This is a genomic window from Alistipes sp. AF48-12 (genome assembly GCF_003477565.1).
Taxonomy (GTDB): domain Bacteria; phylum Bacteroidota; class Bacteroidia; order Bacteroidales; family Rikenellaceae; genus Alistipes_A; species Alistipes_A hominis.
In genome coordinates this window covers 1-17,532 of sequence record NZ_QUDJ01000009.1, presented here as the reverse complement: position 1 = coordinate 17,532, position 17,532 = coordinate 1, and the positions used below count along the sequence as shown (strand labels likewise).

Sequence of the window (17,532 nt, the reverse complement as noted above, 5' to 3'; positions counted from 1 at the left end):
TCACTAAAACTATAAACCGAAATACAATGATTGATTTAGCAATTATCGGAGGCGGTCCCGGCGGCTACGTGGCTGCGGAACGCGCCGGTGCGAAAGGGCTGAACGTCGTGCTGTTCGAAAAGAGGGAATTGGGCGGCGTCTGCCTGAACGAAGGATGCATCCCGACCAAAACCCTGCTTTACAGCGCCAAAGTATACGACTACGCCGTACACGGCGACAAATACGGAATCAGCGCGCCGGGCGCGACGTTCGATTTCGGCAAGATCGTCGACCGCAAAAATAAAGTGGTGAAAAAATTGGTGGGCGGTGTCGGCTCGAAGATGAAAGCGCACAAGGTGCGGGTCGTCAAGGGCGAAGCCAAAATCAAAGGACGCTCGGCCAACGGAATCGAGATCGAGTGCAACGGCGAAACGTACTATGCGGTGAACCTGCTACTGTGCACCGGTTCGGAAGCCTTCGTTCCGCCGATTCCGGGCGTCAAAGAAGCCGGCGACGCGATCGTTACGAACCGCGAAATCCTCGACTTGAAAGAGCAGCCCAAATCGCTGGTAATTATCGGCGGCGGCGTGATCGGGATGGAGTTCGCGAGCTTCTTCAACAGCCTCGGCACCGAAGTGACCGTCGTAGAGATGCTGCCGAAAATCCTCGGCGGACTGGACGGCGAAATCAGCTCGATGTTGCAGGATATTTACGCAAAGAAAGGGATCAAGTTCAATCTCAACTGCAAAGTGACCGAAATTCGCGGCAACGAAGTGGTCTATGTAGACAAAGACGGCAAAACGCTGTCGGCCAAAGGCGACAAGATCCTGATGAGCGTCGGTCGTCGCGCCGTTACGGCGGGCATCGGCCTCGAAAACCTCGGTCTGGAACTGAACCGCGGCGCGGTCAAAGTGGACGACAAGATGCGCACGAACGTGCCGAACGTCTTCGCCGCGGGCGATGTGACCGGATTCTCGATGCTGGCGCACACGGCCAGCCGCGAGGGCGAAGTAGTCGTTAACAACCTGACGGGCCGTCCGGACGTCATGCGTTACAACGCGATCCCGGGCGTAGTTTATACGAATCCGGAAGTAGCCGGCGTCGGACTGACCGAAGAACAGGCTAAAAAAGAAGGTATCGAATACCGCATCGCAAAACTGCCGATGGCCTATGCCGGACGCTTCGTCGCCGAAAACGAAGGCGGTAGCGGCCTGTGCAAAGTATTGGTAGGCGCCAAATACGGCGAAGTGCTCGGCGTACACATGCTCGGCAACCCGTGCAGCGAGATCATCTACGGCGCCTGCATGGCCATCGAACAGGAAATGACGCTCAAAGAGATGCAGGAAGTCGTATTCCCGCACCCGACCGTATCCGAAATTTTCAAAGAAACCATTTTTGCTTTCTAACCGAATAACAACTAATTAAAAACTTAAAAATCATATATTATGCCTAAGTCGCAATATATCGACCCGAAAGAGATGCGGAAAGCCGGTGAGATCACCTTCACCCCGATTCCGGTCAATCAGTACAAAAAGACGATCAAGGAAGAGCTCAAGGCGAAGAACTTCACCAAGGACGATCTGAAACGCATTTACCACGACATGGTCGTGATCCGCGAATTCGAAACCATGCTGCAACTGGTAAAAACGACCGGCGGATACAACGGCGTGGAATACAACAACCCGGGCCCGGCGCACCTGTCGGCCGGTCAGGAAGCCGCCGCCGTAGGTATGGCTTACATGCTCGATATCAATGACTTTATCTTCGGTTCGCACCGCAGCCACGGCGAAATTCTCGCCAAAGGTCTTCGCGCCATCGAGCTACTCGACGACAAGGATCTGGAGAAGGTGATGAACGAATTCTGGGACGGCGCTACGGTAAACGTCGCCAAGAAAGCTTTCAAGGGCGGTTCCGTAAAAGAACTGGGTATCCGCTTCCTGCTGTACGGCGCGCTGGCCGAGGTATTCGCCCGCACGACCGGGTTCAACAAAGGCCTCGGCGGAAGTATGCACACCTTCTTCACGCCGTTCGGCATCTACCCGAACAACGCCATCGTAGGCGGTAGCGGCAGCATCGCAGTAGGTGCGGCCCTGTACAAGAAGTGAACCGCAAGCCGGGCGTGGTGGTTGCCAACCTCGGCGACGCGTCGATGGCCCGCGGCCCGGTTTGGGAAGGCATGACCTTCGCTGCGATGGATCAGTTCAAACAACTGTGGGCGGACGATATGAAAGGCGGCCTGCCGGTGATCATCAACATCATGGATAACCAGTACGGCATGGGCGGTCAGACCCGCGGCGAAACGATGGGCTTCGACTTCGCGGCCCGCATCGGCGCCGGCGTCAACCCGGCCCAGATGCACGCAGAACGCGTGGACGGCTTCAACCCGCTGGCCGTGATCGACTGCTACCGCCGTAAGAAAGCGATCCTCGAAGAGGAAAAAGACGGCCCGGTACTGATCGACGTGCTGACGTACCGTTACAGCGGCCACTCGCCTTCCGACGCTTCGTCGTACCGTACCAAAGAAGAGGTGGAAGCCTGGGAAGCGGAAGACTGCATCGCAGCCTACGGCAAGGAACTGATCGCCGCCGGCATCGCAACGCAGGCCGACTTGGACGCCACGACCAAAGAGGTGAAGGACATCATGTTCGATACCTTCAAACTGGCTATCGACGACGAACTTTCCCCGCGTATGGACCTGCACAAAGATCAGGAACTGCTCGGCACGATGATGTTCTCGAACCAGTCGATCGACTCGCTGTCGGACGCTAAGCCGGAAGTGAACCACCCGATGAGCGAAAACCCGCGCGTACAGCAGATCGCCAAGAAAGAGCGTTTCGCGTTCGACAAGGACGGCAAGCCGTTCTCGAAGATGAAACAGTTCCAGTTGCGCGACGGTATCTTCGAAGCCATCATCGACCGCTTCTACAAAGACGCGTCGCTGGTCGCCTACGGTGAAGAAAACCGCGACTGGGGCGGCGCGTTCGCCGTATACCGCGGTCTCACGGAAGCGCTGCCGTACCACCGCCTGTTCAACTCGCCGATCGCCGAAGCCGCCATCATCGGAACGGCTATCGGATACGCCATGTGCGGCGGCCGCGTAATCCCCGAAATCATGTACTGCGACTTCCTCGGATGCTGCGGCGACGAAGTGTTCAACCAGCTACCCAAATGGCAGGCCATGAGCGGCAACATCCTGAAGATGCCGGTAGTCGTCCGCGTATCGGTAGGTTCGAAATACGGCGCGCAGCACTCGCAGGACTGGACGTCGCTGGCAGCCCATATCCCGGGCCTGAAAGTGGTGTTCCCGGTTACTCCGTACGACGCCAAAGGTTTGATGAATGCGGCTCTGCAGGGCACCGATCCGGTGATTTTCTTCGAAAGCCAGCGTATCTACGACGTGGGCGAGCAGTTCCACGAAGGCGGCGTTCCGGAAGGATACTACGAAATTCCTCTGGGCGAACCGGACGTGAAACGCGAAGGCAAGGACATCACAATCCTGACCATCGGCGCCACGCTGTACCGCGCGCTCGAAGCGGCCAAAACGCTCGAAGAGAAATACGGCATGAGCGCCGAAGTGATCGACGCGCGCAGCCTCGTTCCGTTCAACTACGAGAAAGTGCTCGCTTCGGTGAAGAAAACCGGACGGATCGTCATCGCCGGCGACGCTACGGCGCGCGGCTCGTTCCTGAACGACCTGGCCCGCAACATCACCGAACTGGCGTTCGATTACCTGGACGCGCCCGCCGTCGTTCTGGGATCGCGCGACTGGATCACGCCGGCCTACGAGCTGGAATACGCGTTCTTCCCGCAACCGGACAGCTTCTTGGACATCATCCACGAAAAGATCGTTCCGTTGCAAGGATACGTTCCGACGCGTAACTACACCGATGCCGAACAGATCCGCCGAGCTAAAGAAGGTATCTAAAGACGTGTAACATAACACCGATTTCCGAAAGGTCGCATAGATATCGAAGTCCGTGTGACCTTTCGTTCTTAACGAAACATGTCAAAACCTAATAAACGTAAAACTACCGACAATCATGGATGTGTCAAAAAAACATAAGCTCGAATGCGTCGACGTCAACGCACACCTGCACACGCCGTACTCGTTCAGCGCTTTCGACAAACTGACCGACGCGCTGGATCGCGCCGTCAACGAAAACGTGAAAGTGGTCGGCATCAACGACTTTTATTCGATGGACGGCTACAAAGAGTGGAACGACGGATGTATTCAGCGCAAGCTGTTCCCGCTGTTCAACATCGAGTTCATCAGCCTGCAAGAAGAAGACCAAGCCGCCGGCATACGGGTGAACGACCCGAACAACCCGGGCCGCACCTACCTCAGCGGCAAAGGCCTCGCCTACCCGATCGACCTGCCCGAACCGTACGCCTCGCAACTGGCCAACGTCCGCGCCGAATCGAACGCGCAGGTAAAAACCATGTGCGGCAAGCTGAACGACGTGCTCGCATCGTACGACGCCCCGTTCAGGCTCGACTTCGACCTGATCGAGAAGACGCTGACCAAAGGTTCGATCCGCGAACGCCATCTGGCCAAAGCGCTGCGGATCGCCGCATACGCGCATTTTAACAACGACAAGGCCGCCATCGCTAAATTCTTCGAAACGATTTTCGGAGGCAAGGCGCTGAAATCGAATGTAGACGACCTCGCCGCCGTCGAGAACGAAATTCGCGGCAACCTGCTCAAAGCGGGCGGAGCGGCTTTCGTCCCGGAAGACCCGAAAGCATTCCTGCCGATGGACACGGTACGCAAGATCATCCTGGCCGCCGGGGGCATCCCGACCTACCCGTTCCTGGCGGACGATGCGAAGGGCGGATTCACCGACTTCGAACAGGACGTCGTGAAAACGGCCGAGATCCTGCGCCAGCGCGGTATTTTCTCGGTAGAATTCATCACGACGCGCAACAGCGTCGAAGTGCTTGAGAAGTACGCCGGCTACCTGCACGACAACGGTTTCGTCGTAACGTTCGGCTCGGAACACAACACGCCCGCGATGGAACCGATCGAACTGTTCGCCCGCGGCGGCGCGCCGCTGACCGAACGGCTCAAATTCATCAACTACTGCGGCGCCTGCGTCGTGGCCGCCCATCAGGACATCGTCCGCAGCGGTATGCAAGGCTACGTAGACAGCCGCGGAAAGGCCGATATCGACAAACGCGACGAATACGTCAAGCACGGCGACCGCGTTATCAAATCCATCATCCTTTAAACCCGTAAACCAATCATGAAAGAGATAGAAGAACTGATCGAGATATCCCGCAAATACGGCAAAGACAGCCGCTATGTCATCGCCGGCGGCGGAAACACTTCGTACAAAAATGCGGAAAAACTGTGGGTCAAAGCGAGCGGATGCGCGCTGGCCACCATTACCGAGGACGGCTTTGCGGTGCTCGACCGTAAAAAGCTGAACGTGATCTCGGAAAAAACGTACAGCAGCGACACGGCAGCCCGCGAGGAAGAGGTCAAAAACGACCTGGCGGCCGCCTGCATCACCAAAGATCGCCGTCCGTCGGTCGAGACGTCGATGCACAACGCGCTGGAAGCTAACTTCATCGTACACCTGCATCCGACGATGGTCAACGGCCTGATGTGCGGCCAAAACGCAGAGGCCGAAACGCAAAAGCTGTTCGGCGACGATGCGGTTTACATTCCGTACACCGACCCGGGTTACGTGCTCTTCAAAGAAGTCGAAAACCGGATCAACGCCTACAAAGCGAAATTCGGCAAGGAGCCCGCAATCCTGCTGCTGCAGAACCACGGCATCTTCGTCGGAGCGAATACGACCAAAGAGGTGGAAGCCATCTACGAAAAAGTGCTCGGAACGATCGAAAAGGCGGCCGGCGCGAAACTGCCCGAAGGAGACGTTCTGGTATGCGAATGCGCTCAGGAAGTGCTGCCCGCCATCCGGATGATGCTCAGCAAGCAGGGTCTCAAAACGCTGAAAGTACGCAATAACGAACTGACCAAACACTTTCTCTCTTCGGCGGCCGAGTACGCCAAGGTAGCCGCTCCGTTCTCGCCGGACGCGATCGTATATTGCAAATCGAAATACCTCTATTTCGACTGCGATAGCAAGGAAGCGCTGCTGGAAACGGCCGAAAAAGAGATCGAAGCGTATGTAAATAAGAACGGTTACACGCCGAAAGTGATCCTGATCAAAGGGATCGGCCTGGTAGCCGTCGGCGACAACGCCGCGGGCTGCGACATCATCCTCGACGTCTACGAAGACATGATGAAGATCGCCCTGATCGCGCAGGCATTCGGCGGCGAACACCCGATGACCCAGCGACAGATCGACTTCATCGACAACTGGGAAGTGGAAAACTACCGCCGCAAAGTAAGCGCCGGCGGAGCTTCGGGCCGCGTCGAGAACAAGACGATCATCGTCACCGGAGCCGCCCAGGGGTTCGGCGAAGGGATCGCCGCCTGTCTGATCAAAGAAGGGGCGAACATCGTGGTGGCCGACCTGAACGAAACGGTCGGTCTGGCGACCGCCGAGCGGCTCAGCGGCATGGCCAAAAGCAACCGCGCGATTTTCGTCAAGACGAACGTAGCCGATACGGCGAGCCTGCGCAACCTGATCCACGAAACGGTGTGCAACTTCGGCGGACTCGACGTATTCGTCAGCAACGCGGGCGTTCTGCGCGCCGGCGGTCTCGAAGAGATGACGCCCGAAAACTTCGAATTCGTCACGAAAATCAACTACAACGCTTACTTCTACTGTGCACAAGCGGCTTCGCGCGTGATGAAGCTGCAGAACAAATACGCGCCCGAAAACTACGGCGACATCGTCCAAATCAACTCGAAATCGGGTCTGCGCGGTTCGAAGGCGAACTTCGCCTATGCCGGCGGCAAGTTCGGCGGAATCGGGCTGACGCAGTCGTTCGCGCTGGAACTGGCTCCGTTCCGGATCAAGGTGAACTCGGTATGTCCGGGCAACTTCTACGAAGGGCCGCTGTGGTCGAACCCCGAGAACGGACTGTTCCTGCAATACCTGCACGCAGGCAAAGTGCCGGGAGCGAAGACCGTCGAAGACGTCCGCAAGTTCTACATGGATCAGGTTCCGATGCGTAAGGGAACCGGCCCGGAGGACGTTACCAAAGCCGTGCTGTACCTGATCGAACAGACCTGCGAAACGGGGCAGGCCGTACCGGTCACCGGCGGTCAGGTGATGCTGAGCTAACGGAAGACGGAACACACCGACTATCGGGCCCGTACGAATACGGACGGTGCGGGCCCGACAGTTAACCGTTTCGTAACGCCTTTAACCTATATAAGTATGACAAAAATTCGCATGATATGAATTTAATGTATATCTTTGCAGAAAATTTAGATTTTTCATGTGAAACCTTGTCGTCGTGAACTTTTAAAACCAAAACACATGAAAACAAAAGCTGTAAGACTGTACGGCAAAAACGACCTCCGATTGGAGGAATTCGAACTGCCGAAGATCAAAGATAACGAAATACTCGCCAAAGTCGTGTGCGACAGCATCTGCATGTCGTCGTACAAAGCCTCCCACGAGGCCGACATCCACAAACGCGTTCCGCGCGACATCGCGCAGCGTCCGGTCATTATCGGCCACGAATTCGCAGGGGAACTGGTCGAAGTGGGCAGCAAGTGGAGCAAACAATTCAAAGCCGGCGACAAATTCTCGATCCAACCCGCGCTGAATTACGAAAAAGGGCCGGTCGGCGTGTTGAGCGCTCCGGGCTATTCGTACCAATTCATCGGCGGCGACGCCACCTACGTGGTAATTCCGAACGAAGTGATGGAAAACGGTTGCCTGCTGCCGTATACCGGCGCCGGATATTACCCCGCTTCGCTGTCCGAACCGCTGTCGTGCGTGATCGGCGCGATGCATGCGAACTACCACATCACGCCCGGGTCGTACAAACACGCGATGGAGATCAAACAAGGCGGCAGCATGGCGGTACTCGCCGGCGTGGGCCCGATGGGGTTGGCCGCCATCAACTACGCCATCCACCGCACCGACCGCAAACCGAGGCTGATCGTGGTGACCGATATCGACCAGACGCGTCTGGATCGCGCCGCATCGCTCTATTCGCCCGCGGAAGCCGCTAAAAACGGCATCGAACTGAAATACGTCAACACCGGCAAAATGGCCGATCCGGCAGCGGAACTGAAAGCGCTGAACGGCGGCAAAGGCTACGACGACGTGTTCGTATTCGCTCCGGTCGCTCCGGTCGTGGAACAGGGAGACGCGATCCTCGGATTCGACGGTTGCCTGAACTTCTTCGCTGGCCCGGCCAAAACGGATTTCAAGGCGCAATTCAACTTCTACAACGTACACTACGCCTACACGCACGTCGTAGGCACCAGCGGCGGCAATACGGACGACATGAAGGAAGCCATCGAGATGATGGGCAAAGGACTCGATCCGGCCGGCCTGGTAACGCACGTAGGCGGTATCAACGCCGTGATCGAAACGACGCTGAACCTGCCGAGCATCCCCGGCGGAAAGAAATTGATATACACCCATATCGAAATGCCGCTGACCCCGATCGCAGAATTCGGGGAAAAAGGCAAATCGAATCCGGTTTACGCCGAACTGCACAAACTTTGCGAAAAGCACAAGGGTTTGTGGAATCCCGAAGCGGAGGCCTACCTGCTGGCCAACGCCGATAAACTGTAAGCGCGCACGAAACGCGCGTTACGGGAAACGTTAGCGTCAAACTGTAAAACAAAGCCCGGCGGCGGACGGAAGTTTTCCGCCGGGCTTACAAAAAAGGCAACACGATTAGGTTAGTTAGATAAACAACAGGTTTAGCATTCGAGCTAAAAAAACAATTAGTTAGGTTATGAAACAGTTAGACACTAAGTTGATGCACCCCGCCGACCAGATTACGGTCGTGATCGGTCGCATTTACCGGAGCGGAATGACGACCACCTCGGGCGGTAACATTTCGATCAAGGACGAAAACGGTGACATCTGGATCACGCCGGGAGCAGTGGACAAGGGTTCGCTGACCCCGAAAGACATCGTCTGCGTAAAAGCGGACGGTACGGTGATCGGACCGCACAAACCGTCCTCGGAATTCCCGTTCCACAAGGCGATTTACGAAATGCGTCCGAAGATGACCGCAGTGATCCACGCGCATCCGCCCGCACTCGTATCGTTCAGTATCACGCACCAGATTCCGAACACCAACATCATTCCCCAGGCAAAACGCGTCTGCGGAACGATCGGGTTCGCTCCTTACGACGTCCCGGGAAGTCAGGGACTGGGCAAGAAAATCGCTACCGAATTCAAAAATCACCCCGACTATAAGGCCGTGATCATGGAGAACCACGGCGTGGTGCTCTGCGGCGAAGACCTGATGGACGCTTATCAGCGTTTCGAGACGCTCGAATTCTGCGCCCGCACGGTCATCAACGCGAAGACGCTCGGCGAGCCGACTTACCTGACCGACGAGCAGATCGACCAGCACGAACGTTCGCTGCCGACCGATTTCCCGCACTTCATGGGGGTCACCTACCCGTCCGACGAACGCGCGATCCGCAGCCTGATCGTCAAGATGGTGCGCCGCGCTTGCGACCAGGGATTGATGATCAGCACCTACGGTACCGTATCGGTACGCTGGAGAGGCAACGACTTCCTAATCACCCCTCCGGGCGTTCCGCGCTGGGACATCGAACCGAGCAACATCGTGCAGGTGAAAAACGGCATGGTGGAAGCGGGCAAGATCCCGAGCCGCTCGGTAGCGTTGCACCAGGAGATCTACCAGAACCATCCGGAGATCAACTCGATCATCATCACGCAGCCTCCTCACCTGATGGGTTTCTGCACTTCGGGCGTGAAGTTCAACGTACGGACGATCCCGGAAAGCTGGATCTTCCTGAAGGATACCCCGATCATTCCGTTCGGCGTTCAGTACGAGGACAGCAAGAAGATCTCGGAAGCGTTGAAGAGCGTACCCGCCGTACTGCTGGCCAACGACTCGGTGCTGATCACCGGCGACGGTCTGCTGCAAACGTTCGACCGGCTGGAAGTAGCCGAATTCAGCGCGAAATCGCTGATTATGGCCGCCCCGATCGGCGAACTGAAACCGATCACGGACAAGGAAGTGGAAGACTTGCGCGTGGCATTCCACGTAAAATAACACGCGGTATGCTGCTGCTTAGGAGCATATCCGACTCTCCGGCATTCAATTGCGCCCTGGAAGAGTATCTTTTGACAGAACGTCCCGCAGGGGACGTTCTGTTATTCTATATCAACCGGCCGTCGGTCATCGTCGGGCGCAACCAGCGCATCGAGGCGGAAGTAGACACCGGATATTGCTGCGAACACGGCATCGAGGTCGTCCGAAGGCTGTCCGGAGGCGGAACCGTCTTCCACGACTACGGGAACATCAACTACGCCTTTATTGCGGACAAAGGCTCCGTCCCGGTGCTCGACCGGGACTTCGGCGTTCCGATCGTCGCCGCGCTGCGGGCGAACGGAATCGAAGCCACGATAGGCGCGCGTAAAGAACTGCTGGCGGCCGGATACAAAATATCGGGCACCGCTTCGCACGTGACGCGCACCAGCCAACTCTTCCACGGCACGCTGCTGCACCGTACCGACCTGGAACGGCTGGACTACAGCTGCGCGGGGATCGCTCATTGCGAGGCAAAAGCGTAGCTCGGTACCGAGTCCGGTGACCAACATCGCCTCGATCACCGGTACGGAAGAGACGACCGAAACGTTCCTTTCGAGATTAACAGACTTCCTGTCAGCCTACTACGACTGTGATCCGATCCGTCCGGTTCCGTCGCAAATCGTCGAAAAAGTCCGTAGGATCGCACAAGAGAAATACGGATAACGCACTCTGGGAGCGGTCATTCGGGGTTCCGGAAAAATAAAACGCAAAAAAATAAAAATAAAACGCGCATGCTATTGTTTTTCCGAACTTTTTGTTTTCCTTTGTGTTGATTTATTTCTTTAATTACATTTTTTATGAAAGGTACAGTAAAGTGGTTTGATTCGGCCAAAGGTTATGGCTTTATCACAACCGAAACAGGTAGCGACATCTTTGTTCACTACACCGGTATTAACAAAGAAGGTTTCCGCGGCCTGGAAGAAGGACAGCACGTCGAATTCGAAGTCAACGAAGGCAAGAAAGGCGAACAAGCTGTAAACGTTTCTGTAATAGGATAAGATTTTGTATTCATCAAAATACTGATTTTTTCTATTAAATCCACAAAAAAAGGACTGCTCACAGAGCAGTCCTTTTTTTACTTTTCGCCAAACGGCTATTTCTTTGCCGGAGCGGCCGGTTTCACGGCCGTCGAATCGGCGGCCGGAGCCGCCACCGAAGCGGCGCACTGTTGCATCGCGTCGGCCAGCTCGGTCGGTACGCCCGGCTGCACGAACAGAGCGACGGTAAACTGCTGCGGCGTCACGTACAGTTCTTTCACCTTTCCGGCCAGGCAAGTATAAAAGGCCTGGATCTGTTCGTCGGTCGCGCCTGCGGGCAGGATACCGGCCTGTTGCAACTCGGCCGCCGGAAACAGCAACGGCAGATTCTCGAAATTATCGCCGATCGAGAAACCGACGCAGGAGACCATCGCAGCGTTGAGCGTATCCTCCTTAGCCGTAAGCTGATCGTACTTGTTGTAATCGGGATAAGTGCCTTCGATCGTCGTCAGCACGCACTGTTCGAGGTTGCCGTAATTGGCGGCTTCCATGTGTCGGATCGCCGAACGATCGCGGTAATCGCGGAGGGTTTTGCGTACTTCTTCGCGTTCCTTGTCGGTCCACTTGCGGGACTGCGAACAGGACACGACGAATGCGACAACTGCCAGAAGAGTGATAATTTTTTTCATCGTTTTTTGAATTAGGTTATTAAATTTGTTCAACATCGAATCGTCTGATTACCGGACTGAACCGGATACACCGGCAGTATGCTGCAAAAATCGCACAGACAAATCGCCGTTGCCCGATCCGGTCGTCTCCCCCGTCGCGCCCATACCGCCGAACCCGGAAAACGAAACCGACCAGAATCGGAACAAATCGGAATAAAAGCCGTTGCAAAACCCTTTTTTATTGGTATATTTGCTTTCGGCAAGGTAACACGACCGGGTTCCTGCCCCGCGATCCGAACCCCACTATTCGACGGCAAAAAGAGCCGTCCTAACCAAAGACACGACCGAAATGGACATTTTCGAACTGCGAGAGTTTTGTCTCTCGCTGCCTGCAACCGAAGAAACCACTCCGTTCGACGAAACGACGCTCGTCTACAAAGTAGCCGGTAAAATGTTTCTGCTGACCGATATGACCGACAGCCGGTGGATTAACGTCAAGTGCGATCCCGACCGGGCCGTGGAACTACGGGAGACTTACGAAGAAGTCTCGCCCGGATGGCACATGAACAAACGCCACTGGAACACCGTCCGCACGGACGGCGACCTGCCGGCCGGTCTGATCAGGGAATGGATCCGCGACTCCTACCTGCTGGTCGTAAAAAGCTTGCCGAAAACAATACGCGACGAAATACGAAACGCTTACGTCGAAAATAACGAAAACCGATGAAAAAATTTTACCTGCCGATTTGCTTCGTCCTGTGCACGCTTGCCGCGCCGGTTGCGGCCCAGATCCATCTGGAGGGATACCGCCAGGCCGACATTGCGCCGCAATGGCTCGACGGACGCTGGACGGCTCAATGGATTTCCGTCCCCGGAGAACCTCAAAACGCTTACGGGATTTACCATTTCCGAAAAACGTTCGAACTTCCCGAGCAACCGGAACGGTTCGTCGTGCACGTCTCGGCCGACAACCGTTACAAGCTGTACGTCAACGGCGAGCTGGCTTCGGTCGGCCCGGCCCGCGGCGACGTATTCAACTGGAACTTCGAAACGGTCGATCTGGCCCGGTGGCTGAAACCCGGCAAAAATACGCTGGCAGCCGTCGTATGGAACTTCGCGGAAATGAAACCGGTCGCCCAGGTCAGCTTCAACCAGACCGGGTTGATCGTACAGGGCAACACAGCGGCCGAAGAGGCCGTCAATACGAACGACAGTTGGCTGTGCAGCCACAACGACTCCTACAAACCGCACCAGGCGCGCGTCTACGGTTATTATGCCGCAGGACCGGGCGAGCAGGTCGACGCGGCCGCCTACCCCTGGGGCTGGGAAACGCCCGGATTCGACGACTCGGCATGGAACAAAGCGCAGGCCGGCATGACCGGCGGAGCCAAAGGAGCGCGCGACTATCCGGGACGCCTGCTGGTGCCTACGCCGATCCCGCCGATGGAAAACCGTACCGAGCGTTTCGCCGAAGTGCGGCGGAGCGACGGCGTGCGTATTCCGGAAGGATTTCCCGGCCGGGCCGCGACGGTGACCGTTCCGGCCCATACGACCGCCGAAATCCTGCTCGACAACGACTCGCTGACGACCGCCTACCTATCGCTGTTGTTTAGCGGTGGAAAAGGCTCGCAGATCACCGTCGCTTATGCCGAAGCGCTCTACCGCGATACGCAGACCTTTTTCAAAGACGACCGCAACGAAGTAAAAAACAAACAGTTCCTCGGCTACGAAGATATCGTTCGTCCGGACGGCGGTAACGGCCGGCTCTATACGACACTGTGGTGGCGTACATGGCGGTATGTCAAACTGACCGTCACGACGCAGGACGAACCGCTGGAACTGCAAGACATCTACGGGACATTCACCGCCTATCCGTTCGAAAGGGCATCGTCGTTCGCGGCGCCGGGACACGAGAAACTGTCGCGGATGCTGGATATCGGCTGGCGCACCGCCCGGCTGTGCGCCAACGAAACCTACATGGACTGTCCCTATTACGAGCAACTGCAATATTTCGGCGACACGCGGATCCAAGCGATGATCTCGCTGTATAACACGCGCGATCCGTACATGGTACGCAATGCGCTGGAGCAGGGCCGGCAGTCGATCGTGGCCGACGGAATCACGATGAGCCGCTATCCGTCGGGATTGCATCAGTTCATTTCGTCTTTCTCGCTTTACTGGATCTGCACCGGATACGACTACTGGCGTTACCGCGGCGACGAAGAGTACCTGAAAACGCTGTTGCCCGCTTTCCGCGGCGTGCTGTCGTGGTACGAAGGATTCCTGCGCGAAGATCATTCGCTGGGCTATATCCCGCACTGGTTCTTCGCCGACTGGGCGTCGAACTTCGACGGCGGGGAACCGATCCGCGAAAAAGAGGGAAATTCGGCGTTCCAGGATCTGCTGTTCGTCATGGGGCTCGATGCAATGGCCGAAATGGAACAGGCTTTCGGCATCCCGATGTACGGGGAGCGGTTCCGTAAAATGGCCGATGCGATCCGAGGAACGATCCGTCCGAAATACTGGGACGAAAACAAAGGTCTGTTCGCCGACACGTACGACCGGCGCAACTACTCGCAACACGTCAACGTACTGGCCGTCCTGCTGGGCGCCGTAAGCGGGAACGAAGCGAAAGCCGTGATGGAGCGTACGCTGTCCGACACGACCCTGACGCAAGCCACGATCTATTTCCGGTACTATCTGAACCAGGCATTGCAAAAGGCCGGGCTCGGCGACCGGCTGCTCGACAACCTGAAAGTCTGGGACGACCAGATGGCGCTGGGACTGACTACGTGGGCCGAGCAACCCGAACCGTCGCGTTCGGACTGCCATGCCTGGGGAGCCAGCCCGAACATCGAATTTTTCCGGATCGTCCTCGGCATCGACAGCGACGGCCCCGGATTCTCGAAAGTCCGAATCGCACCGTCGCTCGGCAAACTGAAAGAAGCCTCCGGATCGATCCCGCATCCTCAGGCGACGTCGCCGTCCGCTACCACGTCGGCAAACGCGGAGAACTGTTCGCCGAAATTTCGCTGCCCGATGCGGTCGAAGGCACTTTCGTCTGGAAGGGGGAAACCCGTCCGCTGCGGGGCGGCACGCAAACGATCAACATAAAATAAACACATAGCGAAAAAGCAAATTTGGGCAAAGCGTAGCGAATTAGCTGATACAGCGTTCGTTACGCTTTGTTTTTCTATGGAGCAGAGCCAACGAAATGCCACCTCGAAGCCAAACGGTGCAGAAGTTCAGTTACCACCTCATTACTCCCGTAACGGGTGCAGATTTCTTGCTAAATACTTCTGTTTCTGCGTTTTGCGTCGATTTGCATAGCTGTCGGTAACTCACTAATAACTAATTTTGTAACCCAAAAAAGGAGTGAGTATGCGAAGTACATTCAAGGTATTATTTTACGTGAAGAAAGGCAGCGAGAAGCCGAACGGCAACCTGCCTCTGATGTGCCGTATCACGGTGGACGGCGAGATTAAACAGTTCAGTTGCAAGATGGACGTTCCCCCACGGTTGTGGGACGTGAAGAACAGCCGTGCTTCGGGCAAGAGCGTCGAAGCGCAGAGAATCAACCTTGCGGTAGATAAAATCCGTGTGGATGTAAACCGCCGTTATCAAGAACTGATGCAGACGGACGGTTATGTTACCGCCGCCAAACTCAAAGACGCCTATCTCGGTATCGGCGTCAAGCAGGAAACCTTGTTGAAGCTGTTCGAGCAGCACAACGCCGAGTTTGAGAAGAAAGTCGGACACAGCAGGGCGCAGGGGACATTTACCCGTTATCGGACGGTCTGCAACCATATTCGGGAGTTCCTGCCCCATGCCTACAAGCGTGAGGACATCCCGTTAAAGGAACTCAACCTCACATTCATCAACGATTTCGAGTATTTTTTGCGCACGGAGAAGAAATGCCGCACCAATACCGTGTGGGGCTACATGATTGTGTTGAAACACATCGTTTCCATTGCGAGGAACGACGGGCGTTTGCCGTTCAACCCCTTTGCGGGATATATCAACTCTCCCGAAAGCGTGGATAGGGGCTACCTCACCCAAACGGAGATACAGACGCTCATGGACGCACCGATGAAGAACGCCACCCATGAACTTGTACGGGACTTGTTCGTCTTTTCTGTTTTTACGGGTTTGGCGTATTCGGACGTGAAGAACCTTACCATTGACCGCCTGCAAACATTCTTCGACGGCAATCTGTGGATAATCACCCGAAGAAAGAAAACCAACACCGAATCGAACATCCGTCTTTTGGACGTTCCCAAGCGTATCATGGAGAAATACAAGGGGCTGGCAAGGGACGGTCATGTTTTCCCCGTTCCGAGCAACGGAAGTTGCAACAAGATACTTAAAGAGATAGGCAGACAATGCGGCTTCAAGGTACGTTTGACCTACCATGTTGCACGCCACACGAACGCTACGACCGTACTTTTATCGCACGGCGTACCCATCGAAACGGTGAGCCGTCTTTTAGGGCATACCAACATAAAGACCACCCAAATTTACGCCAAAATCACCGCCCAGAAGATAAGCCAAGACATGGAAACCTTGTCGCACAAGTTGGAAGATATGGAGAAGAATATCTGCCGAGCCATCTAATTAAAAACAGAATCCCGATGAAAGAAAAAAGGAATATTATCACGATGGACGAGCAGGGCAATATCTTCCTGCCGAACGATATAGGTGCAACCGCCATGACCGAGTGGGAAATCTGCGAACTGTTCGGGGTTATCGTCCCGACGGTTCGGGCAGGGATAAAGGCACTCTGCAAAAGCGGAGTTTTGAGTATATATGACATAAAGCGCATTATCCGCATATCGGACAGATACAGCGCGGAGGTTTACAACCTCGAAACGATAGCCGCCCTCGCTTTCCGTGTCGAATCGTTCGGGGCGGCGAAAGTCCGCAGGGCATTATTGGAAAGGATTATACACGGGCGAAAAGAGAAAACGACGGTATTCGTGTCGGTTGTTTCGGACGGCAAGCCCAACAGCCGTTGGAAAGCGTGATGATATACCAACATATCAACATACCAACATGCAAACATACCAACATACCAGCATACCAACATGCAAACCTATCACTATGGTGATATATATTGCAGGTTCTATTCCTCTTTTCAGAGGAAAGCGGAGCAATCATTTCCGTTTACAAAGGCAAAGCAAGCACGGGGCTTTATGTCGGCTAAAAGGTCAAGCGGCTGCGCCGTTTCCCGATAAATCTTCCTCTCGCTTCGCTGCGAGCGTATTTATCGGGAAAACCTTGTATCCGACCGCCCCGTGCAAAAGAGCCTTTGAAAACGGAAACGACCGCCCCGCCGCCCACCACCGACCGAAAGGGAAAAATAATAAGGTGGGGTTATACGGGTAAGCAGACGGCAGGGACAGCCACCGCCGAAAGGCAGACGGGCAGCACGCCGCAGGTATTTACGAAGAAAATACCATAGCTTATTAGGGAATTTTCCGAGCCGCATTGCAAGCAACGCTGAAAATTCCCCAATAAGGCAAGGGGCAAGCCCCTCTGCACACCCCATCGGGGACGGCATTTGCCGCCCCCGAAAATACAAAAAATCATTGTTTCACAAGCCAAAAAAGAAAGGAAGAATATATGGGTTTCGTAGTTTTACACATGGAAAAGGCGCACGGCAGCGACAGCGGAACGACCGCACATATCGAGCGTTTCATCATACCGAAGAACGCCGACCCCACACG

The 17,532-nt window shown here is 55.6% G+C and carries 14 protein-coding genes and 1 pseudogene; 14 read left to right on the top strand and 1 reads right to left on the bottom strand.

The window, feature by feature from the left end:
- Positions 1-26: 26 nt before the first annotated feature.
- From lpdA to DW082_RS06930, 10 genes are all read left to right on the top strand, one after another.
- Positions 27-1,385: a dihydrolipoyl dehydrogenase gene (gene lpdA / locus DW082_RS06965; RefSeq protein WP_118457962.1), complete on the top strand. Its 1,359-nt coding sequence runs from the start codon at positions 27-29 to the stop codon at positions 1,383-1,385.
- A gap of 39 nt (positions 1,386-1,424) precedes the next feature.
- Positions 1,425-2,084: a thiamine pyrophosphate-dependent enzyme gene (locus tag DW082_RS15015; protein WP_259335547.1), complete on the top strand. Its 660-nt coding sequence runs from the start codon at positions 1,425-1,427 to the stop codon at positions 2,082-2,084.
- Positions 2,081-3,904 carry a transketolase C-terminal domain-containing protein gene (locus DW082_RS06960; protein ID WP_259335546.1) on the top strand — a complete coding sequence of 608 codons (1,824 nt, stop codon included), beginning with the start codon at positions 2,081-2,083 and terminating at the stop codon, positions 3,902-3,904. Before DW082_RS15015 ends, DW082_RS06960 begins: the two co-directional genes overlap by 4 nt.
- Positions 3,905-4,019: 115 nt before the next feature.
- Positions 4,020-5,207 carry a hypothetical protein gene (locus DW082_RS06955; protein WP_118457960.1) on the top strand — a complete coding sequence of 396 codons (1,188 nt, stop codon included), beginning with the start codon at positions 4,020-4,022 and terminating at the stop codon, positions 5,205-5,207.
- Positions 5,208-5,222: 15 nt separating this feature from the next.
- On the top strand, positions 5,223-7,181 hold the full coding sequence (locus tag DW082_RS06950; protein WP_118457958.1) for an SDR family NAD(P)-dependent oxidoreductase: 1,959 nt from the start codon (positions 5,223-5,225) through the stop codon (positions 7,179-7,181).
- A gap of 198 nt (positions 7,182-7,379) precedes the next feature.
- Complete coding sequence (locus DW082_RS06945) at positions 7,380-8,654, top strand: zinc-binding dehydrogenase (RefSeq protein ID WP_118457957.1); 1,275 nt, start codon at positions 7,380-7,382, stop codon at positions 8,652-8,654.
- Positions 8,655-8,820: 166 nt separating this feature from the next.
- On the top strand, positions 8,821-10,122 hold the full coding sequence (locus DW082_RS06940) for a class II aldolase/adducin family protein (protein ID WP_055205455.1): 1,302 nt from the start codon (positions 8,821-8,823) through the stop codon (positions 10,120-10,122).
- 8 nt (positions 10,123-10,130) lie between these two features.
- Positions 10,131-10,643, top strand: a complete 513-nt coding sequence (locus DW082_RS06935) for a lipoate--protein ligase family protein (protein ID WP_118457955.1) — start codon at positions 10,131-10,133, stop codon at positions 10,641-10,643.
- A gap of 16 nt (positions 10,644-10,659) precedes the next feature.
- Positions 10,660-10,824 (top strand): hypothetical protein, encoded by a 165-nt coding sequence (locus tag DW082_RS14510; RefSeq protein WP_182424116.1) that lies wholly within the window; start codon positions 10,660-10,662, stop codon positions 10,822-10,824.
- Positions 10,825-10,958: 134 nt separating this feature from the next.
- Entirely contained in the window at positions 10,959-11,159 is a 201-nt protein-coding gene (locus tag DW082_RS06930) for a cold-shock protein (protein ID WP_081032628.1), read from the top strand.
- 95 nt (positions 11,160-11,254) lie between these two features.
- Here DW082_RS06930 and DW082_RS06925 read toward each other — a convergent pair whose 3' ends face one another.
- On the bottom strand, positions 11,255-11,827 hold the full coding sequence (locus tag DW082_RS06925; RefSeq protein ID WP_055205452.1) for a hypothetical protein: 573 nt from the start codon (positions 11,825-11,827) through the stop codon (positions 11,255-11,257).
- A gap of 328 nt (positions 11,828-12,155) precedes the next feature.
- On the opposite strand from DW082_RS06925, the gene DW082_RS06920 reads away from it, so the two are divergent.
- From DW082_RS06920 to DW082_RS06905, 4 genes and pseudogenes are all read left to right on the top strand, one after another.
- The gene (locus DW082_RS06920; RefSeq protein ID WP_055205451.1) at positions 12,156-12,533 is read left to right on the top strand and encodes an MmcQ/YjbR family DNA-binding protein; all 378 of its coding nucleotides are present in this window, start codon (positions 12,156-12,158) and stop codon (positions 12,531-12,533) included.
- Positions 12,530-14,925: pseudogene (locus DW082_RS06915) on the top strand (alpha-L-rhamnosidase C-terminal domain-containing protein). Before DW082_RS06920 ends, DW082_RS06915 begins: the two are co-directional and overlap by 4 nt.
- A gap of 262 nt (positions 14,926-15,187) precedes the next feature.
- Complete coding sequence (locus tag DW082_RS06910; protein ID WP_049702876.1) at positions 15,188-16,420, top strand: site-specific integrase; 1,233 nt, start codon at positions 15,188-15,190, stop codon at positions 16,418-16,420.
- 17 nt (positions 16,421-16,437) lie between these two features.
- Positions 16,438-16,830 carry a hypothetical protein gene (locus tag DW082_RS06905; protein ID WP_049702877.1) on the top strand — a complete coding sequence of 131 codons (393 nt, stop codon included), beginning with the start codon at positions 16,438-16,440 and terminating at the stop codon, positions 16,828-16,830.
- Positions 16,831-17,532 lie beyond the last annotated feature (702 nt).